At 36.7% G+C, this 15,457-nt stretch carries 11 protein-coding genes; 3 read left to right on the forward strand and 8 right to left on the reverse strand.

The features are described from left to right. Nucleotides 1–82: 82 nt before the first annotated feature. The 5 genes from SLH51_RS17785 to SLH51_RS17805 form a co-directional block, all read right to left on the reverse strand. Nucleotides 83–2,419 (reverse strand): helix-turn-helix domain-containing protein, encoded by a 2,337-nt coding sequence (locus tag SLH51_RS17785; protein ID WP_335962774.1) that lies wholly within the window; start codon nt 2,417–2,419, stop codon nt 83–85. Between the two features lie 157 nt (nt 2,420–2,576). Continuing rightward, nucleotides 2,577–4,121 (reverse strand): extracellular solute-binding protein, encoded by a 1,545-nt coding sequence (locus SLH51_RS17790; RefSeq protein ID WP_335962775.1) that lies wholly within the window; start codon nt 4,119–4,121, stop codon nt 2,577–2,579. A gap of 57 nt (nt 4,122–4,178) precedes the next feature. Then, nucleotides 4,179–5,048, reverse strand: a complete 870-nt coding sequence (locus tag SLH51_RS17795) for a carbohydrate ABC transporter permease (RefSeq protein ID WP_335962776.1) — start codon at nt 5,046–5,048, stop codon at nt 4,179–4,181. A gap of 17 nt (nt 5,049–5,065) precedes the next feature. Continuing rightward, complete coding sequence (locus SLH51_RS17800; RefSeq protein ID WP_335962777.1) at nt 5,066–6,049, reverse strand: ABC transporter permease; 984 nt, start codon at nt 6,047–6,049, stop codon at nt 5,066–5,068. Nucleotides 6,050–6,452: 403 nt separating this feature from the next. Next, on the reverse strand, nt 6,453–6,578 hold the full coding sequence (locus SLH51_RS17805; RefSeq protein WP_335962778.1) for a hypothetical protein: 126 nt from the start codon (nt 6,576–6,578) through the stop codon (nt 6,453–6,455). A gap of 241 nt (nt 6,579–6,819) precedes the next feature. On the opposite strand from SLH51_RS17805, the gene SLH51_RS17810 reads away from it, so the two are divergent. After that, the gene (locus SLH51_RS17810; RefSeq protein ID WP_335962779.1) at nt 6,820–7,752 is read left to right on the forward strand and encodes an ArsR/SmtB family transcription factor; all 933 of its coding nucleotides are present in this window, start codon (nt 6,820–6,822) and stop codon (nt 7,750–7,752) included. Nucleotides 7,753–7,857: 105 nt separating this feature from the next. Here the strand turns inward: SLH51_RS17810 and SLH51_RS17815 are convergent, their stop codons facing one another. Beyond that, entirely contained in the window at nt 7,858–8,832 is a 975-nt protein-coding gene (locus SLH51_RS17815; RefSeq protein WP_335962780.1) for a glycoside hydrolase family 43 protein, read from the reverse strand. A gap of 645 nt (nt 8,833–9,477) precedes the next feature. On the opposite strand from SLH51_RS17815, the gene SLH51_RS17820 reads away from it, so the two are divergent. Then, nucleotides 9,478–9,624, forward strand: coding sequence for a hypothetical protein (locus SLH51_RS17820; RefSeq protein WP_335962781.1), 147 nt, complete (start codon nt 9,478–9,480; stop codon nt 9,622–9,624). A gap of 573 nt (nt 9,625–10,197) precedes the next feature. Here SLH51_RS17820 and SLH51_RS17825 read toward each other — a convergent pair. Beyond that, on the reverse strand, nt 10,198–11,007 hold the full coding sequence (locus SLH51_RS17825) for a cell wall hydrolase (protein WP_335962836.1): 810 nt from the start codon (nt 11,005–11,007) through the stop codon (nt 10,198–10,200). Between the two features lie 178 nt (nt 11,008–11,185). Here SLH51_RS17825 and SLH51_RS17830 point away from each other — a divergent pair, with 178 nt between their 5' ends. Continuing rightward, on the forward strand, nt 11,186–13,228 hold the full coding sequence (locus tag SLH51_RS17830; protein WP_335962782.1) for a molybdopterin oxidoreductase family protein: 2,043 nt from the start codon (nt 11,186–11,188) through the stop codon (nt 13,226–13,228). A 962-nt stretch (nt 13,229–14,190) separates the two neighbouring features. On the opposite strand, the gene SLH51_RS17835 is transcribed toward SLH51_RS17830, so the two are convergent. Next, nucleotides 14,191–15,315, reverse strand: coding sequence for an RNA-guided endonuclease InsQ/TnpB family protein (locus SLH51_RS17835; RefSeq protein ID WP_335962783.1), 1,125 nt, complete (start codon nt 15,313–15,315; stop codon nt 14,191–14,193). Nucleotides 15,316–15,457 lie beyond the last annotated feature (142 nt).

The raw sequence follows: 15,457 nt of genomic DNA on the forward strand, positions 1-15,457 counted from the left end.
CTTACTTAAAACCTTGCAGCGGTTCCGCTCAGCGCTTCGAGGAAAGTCAAAAAGGTAAAAACCAACCTTTTTGACTTTCCTCTTATACAATTTTCTTTCGATTCATTTCTCGGAAGTGGCTTGGTGTTACTCCTTCGTGTTTTTTGAAGAGGCGATTAAAATAACTATGTTTGTAGCCTATTTTTTCAGCTATCAGGTTGATTTTCATATCGGTTTCCATCAATAACTCTTTGGCTTTTTCTAAACGAATATTCGTTAAATAATCAATAAAGTTCCATCCTGTAATCTCCTTAAACACCTTGCTCAAAATAGAAGGATTCATTTTTATCAGGTCCGCGCAGTAATCTAACGAAATATCATTCATATATTCTTCTTGCAATAGAACCGCTACTCTTTCGACTAAAAGCCTTTGGCGTTGATCTTGTTTCTGAGATAGTTCTTGAATAACTGGCAAAATAACATTTGTTTCAAACCATTGAGTCATTTGTACTGGATCTCGTAATTGTGAGAGTTGCTCATATAGGCTTACTCCTTCATTTCCGATATCCTCCATCAAACCCGATTGCAATACAACATGAAAAATACTTCCAAGAAGCTGAAAAGCGCCTTGTTTCAGCATAGCTTCACTCACATTTTTATCAGCTAGTACTGAAATAAATTGATGTAATAGTTTAACAGCCTCTTCTTCGTTTCTAAGTCTTATGGCATGTGTAATTTCTTTTTCCAACGAAAATGGATATTCAATCCTTTCATGATTACTATTTAATCGATCCAGCTTCTCTATTTCAATAATTTGATTATGATCTTGCAGATTGCGATAACTTAATGACGTTTTCGCTTCTTCAAATAAGGCATGTACGCCCTTAATCGAATCCGTCATTCTACTTATACTAATGGAAACTTCCATTTTCTCTATCTGATTAATTTGCGTAATGATGTTTTTACTTAAATTCACAACGTTGTTATTTACCTTTTCATGTGTTTGATCATTCGGGAACATTAAGAATAATCCAAATGAGAGATCATGAAAATTAATAATATTAGCTTCTATAGCTGATTGCCCTATCAAATCCTCAATGATGTCAGCTGCTAAAACCGTCACTAGACCTTCTTCCCCTTCAATCGATCGATCTTCTATCTTTTTATATCCATACAATTGAACAAAAAGCACAAGGTAGTTCTTATCATTCATTTCCCATCCAAAGTGCTGCATTCTCTCCTGTATCTCTTTTTCACCATAAGAGTATAAATAGCCTTGGATAAGTTGCAAAAGAAAGCCTTCGCGTAAATGGGGAAGTTGATGTTCCAAACGTTTTTGTAGATTTTCACTATTCGTAGATAATGTATTCCACTTCGTTTCAATTAAGTCAAACTCATTTTTCACATTTATCCGTTTATTCCCATGAATCTTCTGGATGAGTTGGTCAATTGGTGAGTATAATTTCTGTGAAGCAAATATTGAAAGAATAATAGCAATAACGAATATCACAATACTTAAGGCGATAAACAGCTTTGAAATATAAACAACAGGAGCCGTGATAGCCGATAGCGGAGCTGCAGATACGTAATACCACCTTTCTCCTAAACGTGAGATATAATCATACGTTATCGTATAGGTATGATTATCCCAATCAAATAAAAACGAATTCGAACTTATTAATTGCTGGCTAATCTCATCAAAAATAGCTTTTTGCATAGCAGTAGGGTGTTGTTGAATTGGATTATCAAAAAACCATTGTTCAGAATTAGTAAAAAGATAGACAGAACCTTCTTCATAAGGCGATTTTACATAATCGGCAAGCTTCTCTTTGTTTAAAAAAACAGCTAATGACCCAAATGGCAAAACCTCTCCTCCAGGCAGCTTATGAACTAGCCCTAATGAAGTTTCACTCGTCCCCAAACTAGAAAAAGATTGATTCCAATACAGGTCCTTCCCTTGTGAAACCAACTGATTATAATGATCACTATGTTCTGTTGTCTCAATAAAATCATAGCGATTCTTCTGGAAAACGACCTCTTTTGGTTGATTTACAAATAATTCAATGCGGTCGATTAAAGGATTTGACCCTTCCATAACAAGCAATGTTTTATAAATTTTATGTACATCCTCGTAGTTAAACACGACATCGATATTTTCATAGCTTTCCTTAAAATTGGAGTCAAATGCCCAGTGCGCTAGTAACAGTTCAAGGTAAGAAAACTGGTCGTCAATTGCTTTCACAGAATTGTGTACATGATTTTGATGAACCTCTTGCAATTCATTTTCCATCTGCGCTTTGCTAACCATAAACAAAATGACACTTACGATAATGCCTGGAATGCTAGCAAGTAACAAAAAAGCAACTAGGTTTTTGCGATAGTGCCCTTTGGATTGAAAGGAAAAAGGTCGCATCAGTCGTCTTAGTAAGCTATTCTTCAATAACTACACCTCCTTAGAAAACGCTTTCATATAGTTTACCATATATTTTCACAATTTTTGTGTGAGGTTCACCAAAATGTAAAAAAACGACATATTCACACATAATAAAAATCTCCTTAGAACGACGTACGAACTAAGGAGATTTCTTTCCCTACTTTTATCTGTTTGAATACGATTCATTGATTTCAGCTGTCAACGCCTGCATTTGCGGATTTTCTTTCAGTTTTTCTACAAATGCATCCCATGCTGTAATTGGCTCTCTTCCTAAAATAATAACTGTTTTTAAATCTTGAATGTCTTTTCTAAGCTCTGGTAAATAGTTCACTCCAGTTTCTGAAAACAAGCCTAAACTAATATTTGCGACACTCGTATTCTCTCTTTCATCTTGAATTTCCTTATATAACTGTTGAACGTCTTCTGGAAAAGTCGGCTTAACAGAGCTTGCATAAGGGTCAGAAACATAAACAATTTGATTATGATCTCCTACTGCATCAGATGTCATCTTTTCTGTATCAATGACAATTTCCCCGTTTTCAACCGTATGGTGGACTCCTTCAATTCCATGTCTGTGCAAACTAAACACATCATCTTCCATCCACCTGTCCATCATCTGTAGAATTTGTTTCATTTTCACTTCTGGTACACTTTTTGAAATGACATTTGCACCAGCAAAACCAGGCCCTGCTGGATTGTAATCATTAATACTTGTTACTGGCATTAAGTTCGTAAATTCAAAGTCAGGGTCAACTTGTGAAAAGTGATCATAATACTCCTGCATCGCTCCAGCTTTCTCATTAATAATCCCTGCTCTACCAGCTTTAAACATATCTTTTACTTGACTCACTTGTAAGGAAGCAAAGTCTTCAGGGATTAGACCATCTGCATATGCATTAGCTAAATATTCAAGCGCATCACGTGTTTCTGGAAGGAAAGCTACATGTGTTAATTCACCATTTTCCTCTTTCCATTCCCCATTCACACCAGTAAACATGCCTTCATATGAGCCCATATCTCCCATGTCTTCAGGATTGACATACCCTACCATTCCATACGTATCATCTTTGCCACTATTATTCGGATCCTCATTAGCAAACGCTTTCATAACTTCGTAAAGCTCATCTGACGTTGTTGGCATCTCTAATCCAACATTATCTAGCCAATCTTTGCGGATAATGAAGAACGTTTCTCCTTCTGATGGTCTCGGACGAGGGATACCATAATTAGCGCCATCAATCTGCGTTAACTCCCACGCAATATCAGCAATTCCTTCTTTTAAATTTGGATAATCATCAATGTAAGGTGAGACATCCCAAAAAGCACCTTGCTCTGCAGCTCTTTTGAATACAGGACTAAATGGATCAGGAACTAGCATCAGATCTGGAAGATTACCAGAGGCTAAAATTACATTAAACCTGTCCGCATAGTTATTAGCAGAAACCCATTCAACATTTAATTTCGTATTTGTTACTTTTTCAATTTCTTGTAGCACTAGATTGTCTGAACTTGGAGGTGTCGGGCTAAAAAAATGACTCATAATGCGAACTTCCGTCGGATCCTCATCTTGTACTACTGTTTCCTCAGTCGCTCCTTCATTTGATTCAGCCTCTTCATTCGTACTAGTTTCTTCACTTCCTCCGCCACTACATGCTGCTAGTACCATGATCAAAAGTAACCCAAAGATTAAAAGTGCGCTTTTTTTCATCTTATTTCCCCCATAGTAGAATTTTTTAAAAGACTATGATGAACCCTAGAAAACTACTTACTCTTTGATCGATCCAATCATCACCCCCTTAGCAAAATGCTTTTGTAAAAACGGGTAAACCATTAAAATAGGCACAATGGCGATGATAACTGCGGCCATTTTTAATGTTTCACTTGGTGGCGGCTGCATGAGTGGATCAACGTCACCAAGACTACTACTCGAGGAATCAATTAACATGTTTTGTAACAACACTTGTATTGGCCACTTACTTGCATCATTTAAATATAATAGAGCATTAAAGTACTGATTCCAATAGGCCACCGCAAAAAACAAACCAAAGGCAGCAATTGCTGGCAAGGACAAAGGAAGAACAATCCGAATCCACGCGGTAAAATCATTACATCCATCAATGGTTGCTGCTTCCACTAATGTTTCGGGAATGCTATCATAAAACCCTTTCATTAAGATGACAAACCAACCGTTTGAAAGAGAAACAAGGATGACAGACCATAGACTATCAATCAATCCTAATTCTCGTACAAGCAAATAGTTAGGAATGATCCCTGGATTAAACAAAATCGTAAATAGAACCAATAATAAGATAAACTTTCGCCCTTTAAATTTTTTCCGGGACAAAGCATAAGCAAGTGAGGACGTGATCACGAGACTACACACAGTTCCAACAACTGCTAAAAACGAACTAACACCGAGAGATTGAACAAATGAACCCGCAGAAAGTAAATATTTATAAGAAGCAAGAGACCAATTTTCCGGGAACAGAACAATGGACTTTTGTAAAAACTCCGCTGGCTCTGTAAAAGAGACGATAAATACATAATAAATAGGAAACGCCGATACGAGAGCTACCAAACCTAAGAAGATAATATTGGCGATATCAAAAATTCGATTACCTAAACTAGCTTTCATGTTACCCCTCCTTTCTGTTAGTAAATTCCTTCTTCTCCGACTTTCTTCGCCATCCTGTTAGCTACAACGACGAGCACGAGTCCGACAATTGACTTAAACAATCCTACAGCTGTACTATAACTAAATTGTCCTTGCTGAATCCCAACCCGATAGACATACGTATCAAATACTTCGGCTACATTCGCAACAGCACCATTGTACATAAGAAAGACTTGTTCAAATCCAACTTCCATAATGTCACCTAAGCGCAAAATCAATAGAATAATAATGACATTTCGAATTGCTGGCAATGTTACATGCCAAATTTGCCTAAATCGATTTGCCCCATCTATTTTTGCAGCTTCATATAATTCCGTATTAACGCCAGCAATCGCAGCTAAAAAGATAATCGTCCCCCAACCCGCTTCCTTCCAAATCGATTGGGATGTTAACAACAACCAAAAGATATTGGGATTCGTTAGAAAATCAAATTTTGCAAAGCCAAAATGTTCGATTAGTTGATTAATAATCCCATCTGACCTTGATAACATTAAGAAAGATAAACTAACGATGATAACCCACGATAAGAAATGAGGCAAATAAACAATGGATTGCACGGTTCGCTTGTATACTTGACTGCGTAATTCATTTAATAAAACAGCTAAAATAATAGGTAATGGAAAGAATAAAGCTAAATTTAAAAAACTGATCGCAAGTGTGTTCCTTAATATAATCCAGAAATCAGAGTTAGAGAACAATCTCTCGAAATGCTCAAACCCAACCCAAGGACTCCCTCTAAGTCCCATAAACGGTGAATAATCTTGAAAAGAAATGATTATGCCCCACATAGGCACGTACTTAAAAATCAAAAAATAAAGTAAACCCGGTAATGCAAGTAAATATAAGTATTTGTCTTTCAAGATGGATCTCCACAATCTCTTTCCTTTGCCAGGTCGTTTCTGAAGTTCGTTGTATACGCTTACATATTTTTGCTCTTGTGTGTTGGTATTTTGATCTGCCATTTGATACTCACCATCCTTTCTCCTATTTTTAACTAAGCTTAAGCACCTGCTTTTTTCAACCAGCTATTGGTTGTCAGCTTACAGTTACCAATGTATAAAATGAACAGGTTTCCTACAATCCAATTATTTTTAATACTCAAAAATTACTGATAGTACTTTTTTGATTCGTTTGACTTTTTTTATTAATAAGACTGAAAACCCTTATTATACAAGGGTTTTATTACTCTATAACTATGGGTGATCTCACAAAGAATAAAGTTGATTCTTTTCGGATGATCATTCAAAAAAGAACAAGCGCTTCGGAACGAACCGATGCTCTTGTTCTTTATACCTTTATAAACTACATTCTCTTCCAACCATTTCACAACATGATAACAATAATACTTACCATTTTATAAAAATATTAATTTGCAAGCTGATTACTTGTTAATGTACGATCAGTCAACTTCAGTTCACTTTGACGATAATCGTTACTTGACCGGCAATAGAAAACGCTGTGTACAAGTGCATTGTAAATCACTTGAGTCATTGATTCCATTCCTAGCTATGGAAACAAGAATGCCCTCTACATGGAGCTCTGCTTTTGCTACAGCTGAGTCTGGATCCACCGTCGTCACAATCTAATATATATGTACTATTCGTTATCTCACGTAAGTGACATAACTGGTTATTGGTTGTCTGATTGTCAACAAAAGAAGTATACTATTTATATAAACATTAATGAATTTCATCTGCTCATTGCTTTTCATTTATCATTCGGGGGTAAGCTCATGCAAATAGATTTATCGAATCATTCTATTCCTGTATTTGAAGCACTTGCTAGTAATGTAAGGTTAGCAATTATTCAAAATTTATCAGAACGTTCTATGAATATACGAGAATTAGCAGAAGCTGTTGGACTTAGTAGCGCCATTATGACCATGCATATTAAGAAACTTGAAAAAGCCGGAATCATTCGTACTGAGATGACTCCAGGGAAAGCTGGTATTCAAAAGTTATGTATTCTTACGGTTGATCATATAAAAATTAATTTCCCAACAAAAATGACCAAGCTGTCTAATTATCATCAAACTGAACTATCCGTCGGGCATTATACTGATTTTCTTATTGAACCAACCTGTGGACTGGCTACCAAAGAAAAGATAATAGGTGAATTTGATGATACACGCTACTTTTTAGACTCTGAACGATTTAATGCAAAAATCCTCTGGTTCGGCAAAGGTTATATTGAATACAAAGTACCGAATTTCCTACTATCTAATCAGAAACCAACAGAACTTGAAATTTCGATGGAACTTTCTTCTGAAGCCCCATTTACAAATGAAAATTGGCCATCAGATATATCTTTTATCTTAAATAATGTTGAGTTAGGTACGTGGACAAGCCCAGGAGACTTTGGTGACAACTCAGGAAAATATACACCAGATTGGTGGCCAAGGGTTGTTAACCAATATGGACTGTTAAAATGTATTCGAATAACAACGACTGGTACGTTCATAGATGGGATAAAAATTTCAAGCATAACCATTGATGACCTTAACATCCGGGAAAAGCAATGGACATTTCGTATTGCCGTACATGAAGAAGCTGAACATATAGGCGGAGTGACTCTATTCGGCTCAGGTTTCGGAAATTACAACCAAGATATTCTTTTCCGGCTCTTTTATTCTAAGAACCAGAAAGAAGAAAGCTTGTCAGAATAATATCATGAAAGAAGGCTCTTATCGACAAATCGTTAAGAACCTTCTTGTTTTAGTTTAATCTCTGCTCTTGCTCTCTCGCATTTCAGAGTTCACTCTCACTTTCTCTTAATTCTTTACAGGCTTTCCATCTGCAACAGGAACTCCAAACAAAGGCATCCCTTGTTCATCCCATGTAAACACTTGAGCTCTTGCATGACGATTCGGATCGTAAAGAGGATTCCCTTTAATTTCCTTATAATTCCTTGAATGATAGACAATCACATCTTGTGTACCGTCTTCTGATACAGTGAAACTATTATGACCAGGACCGTACTGCCCCGTTTCCTCACATGTAGTAAAAACTGGTTCGGGATGCTTCTTCCAAGATTTTGCATTAAGTAAGTCGCTCGATTCTGAGGCAATTAGTAATCCCATGCAATAATTATGATCCGTACTACTTGCAGAAAATGCAATGAATATCTTTTCATTCCTTATTAATACAGCTGGACCTTCATTCACTAAAAATCCAATCTTTTCCCAGTCATATTCAGGAGTAGCAATCATAACGGGTTCTCCTTTGATCGTCCAAGGATTCTCCATTTCTGCAATATATAAATTTGAGTTTCCTTTAATCTCCGGATCCTTCTGCGGCCAAACCAAGTATCTTACACCAAGATGTTCAAATGTTGTTGCATCAAGGGAAAACGACTCCCATTTTGTTTCGATCTGTCCTTTTTCTATCCAATTACCTTCTAACGGATTTTCTAAGTCATTTTCAAGTACATACATTCTATGATCAAATAATCCTTCTTTTGTTCCTGTCGTTCTAGCAGCAGCAAAATATATATACCATTTTTTGTCAATGAAATGAATTTCAGGAGCCCAAATATTCGCACTTAAATCACCTATCTCATACTTCTTCCAAACAGTCTTTGGAGTGGCATTTTCTAATTCCTGTAATGATGCAGCCCTCCTTAGTTCAATTCTGTCATATTCAGGCACAGATGCTGTGAAATAATAATAGCCATCTGAATGTTTATAAACCCATGGATCTGCACGCTGCTCTACAATTGGATTCTTATACTCGTTTTGATTGTTCATTATTCTAACCCCTTTATGATTGGTTTTAACTAATGACCTTTGAAAAGTTTAACTACTTACAAAACATATACGTCCATAATCAAGCTCCAAATCAACTGTAAAAGGTGTGAAGGCTCTCCCCTTTTCAAAAACTTTATAAATAAACCAACAACATTAATGTAATTATAAATAATTAATATATATATTAACTATTTGTATTTAGTATATTTTTAGATGAAATCGTTGTCAATAACTTCTTTTGAATCCAACACACTAGTAACTAGAAAAGGCTGACCAAATACAATCGTTCCACACGATCTTTTCGGTCAACCATTTCTATAGTGAAACGGTATAGCTATTGATTGAAATCAAACCGTTTGGCCAAATTCACCCTTTGTAAAGAAAATGTCACCACCAGTGTTATTAATCCTATTTCCCGTAACTTTACCTGAACCAAAGTCATTACACTATTGCTCAGATCACCTTCAAATTCAAAATGAACTACTAACCGTCCTTCTTTTTGAAGCTAGGACGACTATATCAAACGGCTTTATTGCAAATCAATTTATAACGCTTCGCTAACATTACAAGTCAAAACAATTATTTCATTTTAAAAAGCTCTTCTCCCGTAAATAATAAAACTACTTCACTATAGGAGGCTATATTATGCGAAACAAGCGAAAAACCATGTCAGGAACCGATATAGAAGAGGTTAAACGTCTTAACGCGCAGTCGGGGCTCACATATAATAAGGCAAAAGAAGCGCTAGCACGAAAGAAAGGTTTTATTAGCTCCCCAGAAACAAAAGATTAACTGCTATTGCTGTTAGTTACACACAAAAAAAGCTTGGAGTGAACTACCCTGTAACTCCAAGCTCTTTTTAAAAATTGACTCGCACTGTGTAGTTTCACAATCCTACATGTTACTTAGTAACGTAGCCTGCCTCCTTCATTTTTTTTAATTGTTCTAAATCAATTGCAAGCTGTCTTTTCCAGTTGAACTACAAACAACGCCAAAGAACTTCCTAATATTTTCCAAGGTCATCAAACAATTAGACAATGCCTTACAGTTCCTACCAATTCAATAATCTTGTAACAATATCTTACAAAAAAGTAAAGGCAAACATACTCTTTTCCCCGAATCAATGTTTTGGCATTTTTAATAAGTCTTTTTTCTACAACCAAAAGCGACATCTCCTAAAATGCATTTTAGGAGATGTCGCTACTAAAAATAATAGATGAGAGTTCTTTTTTTCAAAAAAAGGACATAAGGAAAAAGTTCAATTTCTACTTGTTAGTGCAAAAAAACTCTGTCTCTAGTTCCGTTATATTTCAATTTTAAATACCCAGATTATGAATGTGAATTTCATTTTAATAAAACATCGATTCAATACGCAAATACATGATTGTCAATCACCGTAGAAACTGTTCGAGTTCTAATCCATTGATCCCCGGTTTTATCTGGATTATAGAAATATAGGGAGCCATTAGTTGGATCCTCCCCTTCAAGAGCACGTTTGGCAGCCTCTATACTATTCGCATCAGGCTTTGCTGAATAAATAGCCCCACTCCCTGCTGGACTAAATTGATACGTGCCAGAAGTTTTCTCTAAAATAACCTCTTCAACTGTACTCGGGAACTGATCACTTTTGACTCGATTCAAAATAACGGCCCCAACAGCGATTTGTCCCTCTAAAGATTCACCTTTTGCCTCACAATGAATCATTTTAGCCAGCCACACAAATTCTGCTTCCACCATATTAATCTCTTCATTGCTTCTTTCTGGTATGGTAATTGATTCTTTTTCTCCTTTTATCTGCTCCAATTCTTTTAGCGCATCACTTTCTAATTCATTCCTTGTCGAAATATCTAACAAAACTTCTTCAGCTACACTGTTCGTATTAACCTCTTCCTCATCAGTTTTATCTATTTCGGCTGCCTTAGTGTGAGGTGCCTCAGCTCCCAAAACTAATGTTGTCACTACTATAGCTCCGCTCATTACTTTTACTAATCCCCCCTTAATTTCAGGAAGCTTTCCCTTTATGTAATGACTTGCTTCTTGTTCAATTGTTTTCTTATCCTTGTCCTTTAATCGACCGAACGCTTCTGAATACTCTTCCTCCATCGGATCTAAATACAAATGAATCTCATAACCAGTGTTACGTTTCTTCACTGTATAATGACTGAACAAATGCATGTAGCTCACCGCCTTTTTTCCTTACTATCCCCAAAATTGGTTTTTTTAGAAGGGTTTTTTATAGGGAATTTTAAAAAGTAGATGACTGTCACCCGTCAACCTATTCACGAAACTTTTCTACTATTTAATTAAGTGTTATAATCTATTAACTTGATTATTTTTTGAGAGGATTTTGACCATGCAATCATTATTAACAAAGAAAGATGGTGTATTTCCATCCGTTTGTTCTCTTGACTGTCCTGACCAATGTGGTCTATTAGTTCATAAAAAGGACGGAAAAATTGTAAAAGTCGAGGGAGAGCCTAATCACCCTGTCACTCAAGGAAATATTTGCAACAAAGTAAGAAATATGACAGAACGTCTATATGATTCGAATAGATTATCGACCCCTTTAAAACGTGTTGGACCAAAAGGAGCAGGAGCGTTCGCCCCCATCTCATGGAACGAGGCAATCGAGACGATCGTATTGAAATGGAAACAACTAATCGACAAGCATGGACCTGAGTCGATTCTTCCTTATAGCTTTTATGGAAATATGGGAAATCTCACTGCTGAAGGAATGGATCGTCGTTTCTTCCACCGCCTAGGAGCGAGTCAATTAGACCGAGCCATTTGTTCCGTTGCTGGTTCGACAGGCTATAATTACACGATGGGTGCGAATGTTGGATGCGATCCTGAGGAAACAACAGAAACTAAGCTCTTTCTTATGTGGGGAATTAATGCGGTTAGCACAAATATGCACCAAATGACGATCGCTCAAAAAGCACGCAAGCAAAATGGCGCTAAAATCATTGTCATTGATGTCCATAAGAACCAAACAGGGCGGATGGCTGATTGGTTCGTTCCAATTCGTCCAGGTACAGATGGTGCCCTCGCTCTTGGAATGATGCACATTTTATTTACCGAGCAGATGGTCAACCGCGAATTCTTAGAGGACTATACCGTTGGTTATGCGGAATTAGAAGAGCATGTGAGACAATATGACCCAGAAACAGTGTCTACAATTACAGGTGTTCCGGTTAAAGATATCTACACATTAACGCGGATGTATGGCACAACTTCCCCTTCTTTAATCCGTATCGGAAATGGCTTGCAGCATCATGATAATGGTGGAATGATCGTTCGCACAATTGCTTGTTTACCAGCACTTACTGGGGCTTGGCTTGCTCGTGGTGGCGGTGCGCTTAAATCAAACAGTAGTTTCTTAGATTACAACACCACCTCTTTACAAAGACCTGATTTATTAGTAAACAAGCAAACAAGAAAGTTTAATATGAATCAATTAGGCAAGGTATTAGTAGAAACAGATCCACCTGTCTACTCTTTATTTGTGTATGGTTCGAACCCTGCAATTGTCGCCCCCGAGAGCAATAAAGTGCGCCAAGGCTTAGAACGAGATGATCTCTTTACCGTTGTCCATGATTTATTTCTAACAGAAACTGCTCAGTTTGCAGACATTGTTCTACCCGCAACATCTGCTTTTGAAAATTTGGACTTCTACACGTCATATTGGCATCATTACGTACACCTGCAACAGCCTGTGATCGAACCATACGGCCAAAGTAAGTCAAATACCGATCTATTCCGTCTACTAGCAGAAGCAATGGGCTTTGAAGATGATGCGTTAAAAAACTCAGATGATGAGCTGATTCGACAAGCTCTTGATCATTCAGCAAACCCATATTTTAAACATGTGAATTATGATTCTTTAGTCAAAGAACAGTACATGAAAGCAGACAGAACAAAGTTTTCTTTAAAAAAACTCAAAACGCCGAGTGGAAAAATAGAGCTCTATTCAAAACAAATGGTAAAGAAAGGATATCCAGCCTTGCCTACTTATACTCCATTAGTAGATGACGGGGACTTCCCTTTCTTATTTATTCCTGGGCCGAATCACAACTTTTTAAATTCGACGTTTTCAAATAATGAAAAACATCAAAAGTTGGAAAAATCGGCAAAGGTTCATTTGAATCAGGAAGATGCAACGAAACTAGGCATAGAGGACGGGGAACTCGTTCGAATTTGGAATGAACGTGGCGAGTGTGAAATTATCGCTTCCGTTGGAGAAAATGTCCTTTCAGGTGTCGTTGTCAGCCAAGGATTATGGGCAGATATGCCAGGTAAGAAGCAATTGGTTAATGCACTAGCCCCTGATCGTTTAGCAGACATGGGTGGCGGCGCGACGTTCTTTTCTGGTCGTGTGAATGTTGAGAAAATCTAATGAATGTGAACCTGCTCCCCTGTTAGGTGGAGCAGGTTTTTTTTTAAAACTGCCACTTAATATTCTAACAATTGACTAACTATTACATAGTGATAGCCTTAAGCGGTTAATTCAGTGTCTAGCAGTCGGAACTTCTTCCATTAATTAGGAACGATCTCCCAATCCTCAATATCCAAATTAAGAACTCCTACCATACCGCGTTCATCTTCATTCTATAATTATTTGCAAAAGCCCATTATCTCTAAACAAATTTACTAAGAACCCACTTGGATCGGCAATATCCTAGTGGGTTTTTAGTATTGTTTTTTCATTATACTTTCTTACTAAATTACTAATTAACCCCCTATTTCATCTACTACAAATGTCTCAATTATTCGTTTTTCTTTGAAGATCCCCTTAAAACAAGATTGGCATTCGAATAGATAAGTGGAATCTACTTCTTCCCTTTTTTATGTTTATGTAAATTAGGTAGTTTGGGTTTAAAGCCTAGCAAAGATATTGGTAAACAACCTTAATGATAACGAGATATTCATTTTCTCGTAATACATCTTTTTAATGTGGCGAATAATTACAGCTTATTGAAGCCTAACAAAAATCCAACACAGAAAGGAGAATAAATATTGAATTCTATTGTTACGTACACCCATAGACAACCACTTGTGCAGAAGACTAAGCAAATATACGCAAGTGCAGACCGACACCAGAGTCAGCAAAAATTTAACATCTATAATAGATCAATAAATGAAAACAGCCAGACTTCTCCCTTAACAAATATTGATTTATACGGGTATGGTTATGAAAAGATAGAACAATATAGTAGAATGTTGGATAGTGAACTACCCACCACTTAATTCTTGCAGAATTTGAAGTGGGGGCTTCTCGGATAATAGTTGCTTTTACTAGCCAACCAAATTCATCTAGCTAACCCCGCTGAACCAGCGGTTTATGAAATGATATATTTTTTAGCTTACTTTCGCTTCCGAGAATAGTCTTTTTCCCTCGCTTTTTATATTGGTCGCAGCGTTCGCGTCTCGGTCTGATTCATGACCACAAGAACATGAATATGTCCGTTCTGAGAGGCATAATTCTTCTTTTACTTTCCCGCATTTAGAACACATTTTAGAAGAAGGAAACCAGCTGCCAATTTTGATGAATAACTTACCACGGTCCTCGAATTTGTATTTTAAGAATGTGGTGAACATACCCCAACCGTTGTCAGAGACGCTTTTGCCAAAATTAAGAGCCTTAGACATCCCTTTCATATCTAAGTCTTCAATTGCAATCGCATCGTAATTATTTGCCAACGCATAGCTTTTCTTATGAAGAAAATCACGACGTTGATTTGCTGTTTTCTCTTGTAGCTTCGCTACTTTACGCTTTTGTTTATACCAACGGTTAGAACTCTTTTTTCGACGTGACAAAACACGCTGTTCTTTGGCTAATTTTTCGAGGGATTGACGATAAAAACGAGGATAATTGGCTCTCTCACCATCGCTTGTTACATACAAATCAGTCATCGAAAAGTCTAAACCAACAACGTTATTGGGTTCAATTTTTTTAGTTACCTCTTCAAATTCCGTCAAAACAGATGCATAGACTTTTCCAGAACCAGTCATGGAAATGGTTACTGACTTTATTTGATGCGACTCTGCAATATCTCTATGTTGTTTCATTTTCACCCATTTAAGTTTAGGTAACTTGATATGACCATCCAAAATTTCAATGTTTCCATTCACAACGTTCGTTGTATAAGATTGTCTATGTTTTTTGCTCTTGAATTTTGGGAAATTCGCGTTCTTTTTGAAGAAAGCTTTGTACGCTTTCTCTAAATTCATTTGAGCGTTCGCTAAAGAAAGGCTATCCACTTCCTTCAAAAACGGATAATCCTTTTTATACTTAGCTGGAGTTGGGTGTTTCTGTTTTAATAGCTGGACCTTATCCTCTTTGAATTTTTCGTATGTTTCGATTCTATCATTCAACATTTTATTGTATATAAATCGCACACACCCAACCGTTTTCTTCATCAAAAGGAGTTGCTCATCCGATGGGTATAAACGATATTTGAACGCCTTATTCTTTTTAGCCATACCAAGTCACCCCAAACGTAAGTTCTTATTTTACTTTACCAAAATATAGTTATTTTTTACCACCTATTTTTATGAATCTGAAGAAAATAAAAATAGCGCCATTCATCTCCCACCTAACATTCTATCGAATTTTTGAGGAAGG

It is taken from the genome of Halalkalibacter kiskunsagensis (assembly GCF_037027555.1).
GTDB classification, from domain to species: Bacteria; Bacillota; Bacilli; order Bacillales; family Bacillaceae_D; genus Halalkalibacter; species Halalkalibacter kiskunsagensis.

Coding starts and splice junctions, on each gene's coding strand:
- SLH51_RS17815 (WP_335962780.1), bottom strand. CDS start 8,832: ATGAACAATCAAAACGAGTATAAGAATCCAATTGTAGAGCAGCGTGCA.
- SLH51_RS17800 (WP_335962777.1), bottom strand. CDS start 6,049: ATGGCAGATCAAAATACCAACACACAAGAGCAAAAATATGTAAGCGTA.
- SLH51_RS17795 (WP_335962776.1), bottom strand. CDS start 5,048: ATGAAAGCTAGTTTAGGTAATCGAATTTTTGATATCGCCAATATTATC.
- SLH51_RS17810 (WP_335962779.1), top strand. CDS start 6,820: ATGCAAATAGATTTATCGAATCATTCTATTCCTGTATTTGAAGCACTT.
- SLH51_RS17790 (WP_335962775.1), bottom strand. CDS start 4,121: ATGAAAAAAAGCGCACTTTTAATCTTTGGGTTACTTTTGATCATGGTA.
- SLH51_RS17805 (WP_335962778.1), bottom strand. CDS start 6,578: ATGACTCAAGTGATTTACAATGCACTTGTACACAGCGTTTTCTATTGC.
- SLH51_RS17835 (WP_335962783.1), bottom strand. CDS start 15,315: ATGGCTAAAAAGAATAAGGCGTTCAAATATCGTTTATACCCATCGGAT.
- SLH51_RS17820 (WP_335962781.1), top strand. CDS start 9,478: ATGCGAAACAAGCGAAAAACCATGTCAGGAACCGATATAGAAGAGGTT.
- SLH51_RS17830 (WP_335962782.1), top strand. CDS start 11,186: ATGCAATCATTATTAACAAAGAAAGATGGTGTATTTCCATCCGTTTGT.
- SLH51_RS17825 (WP_335962836.1), bottom strand. CDS start 11,007: ATGCATTTGTTCAGTCATTATACAGTGAAGAAACGTAACACTGGTTAT.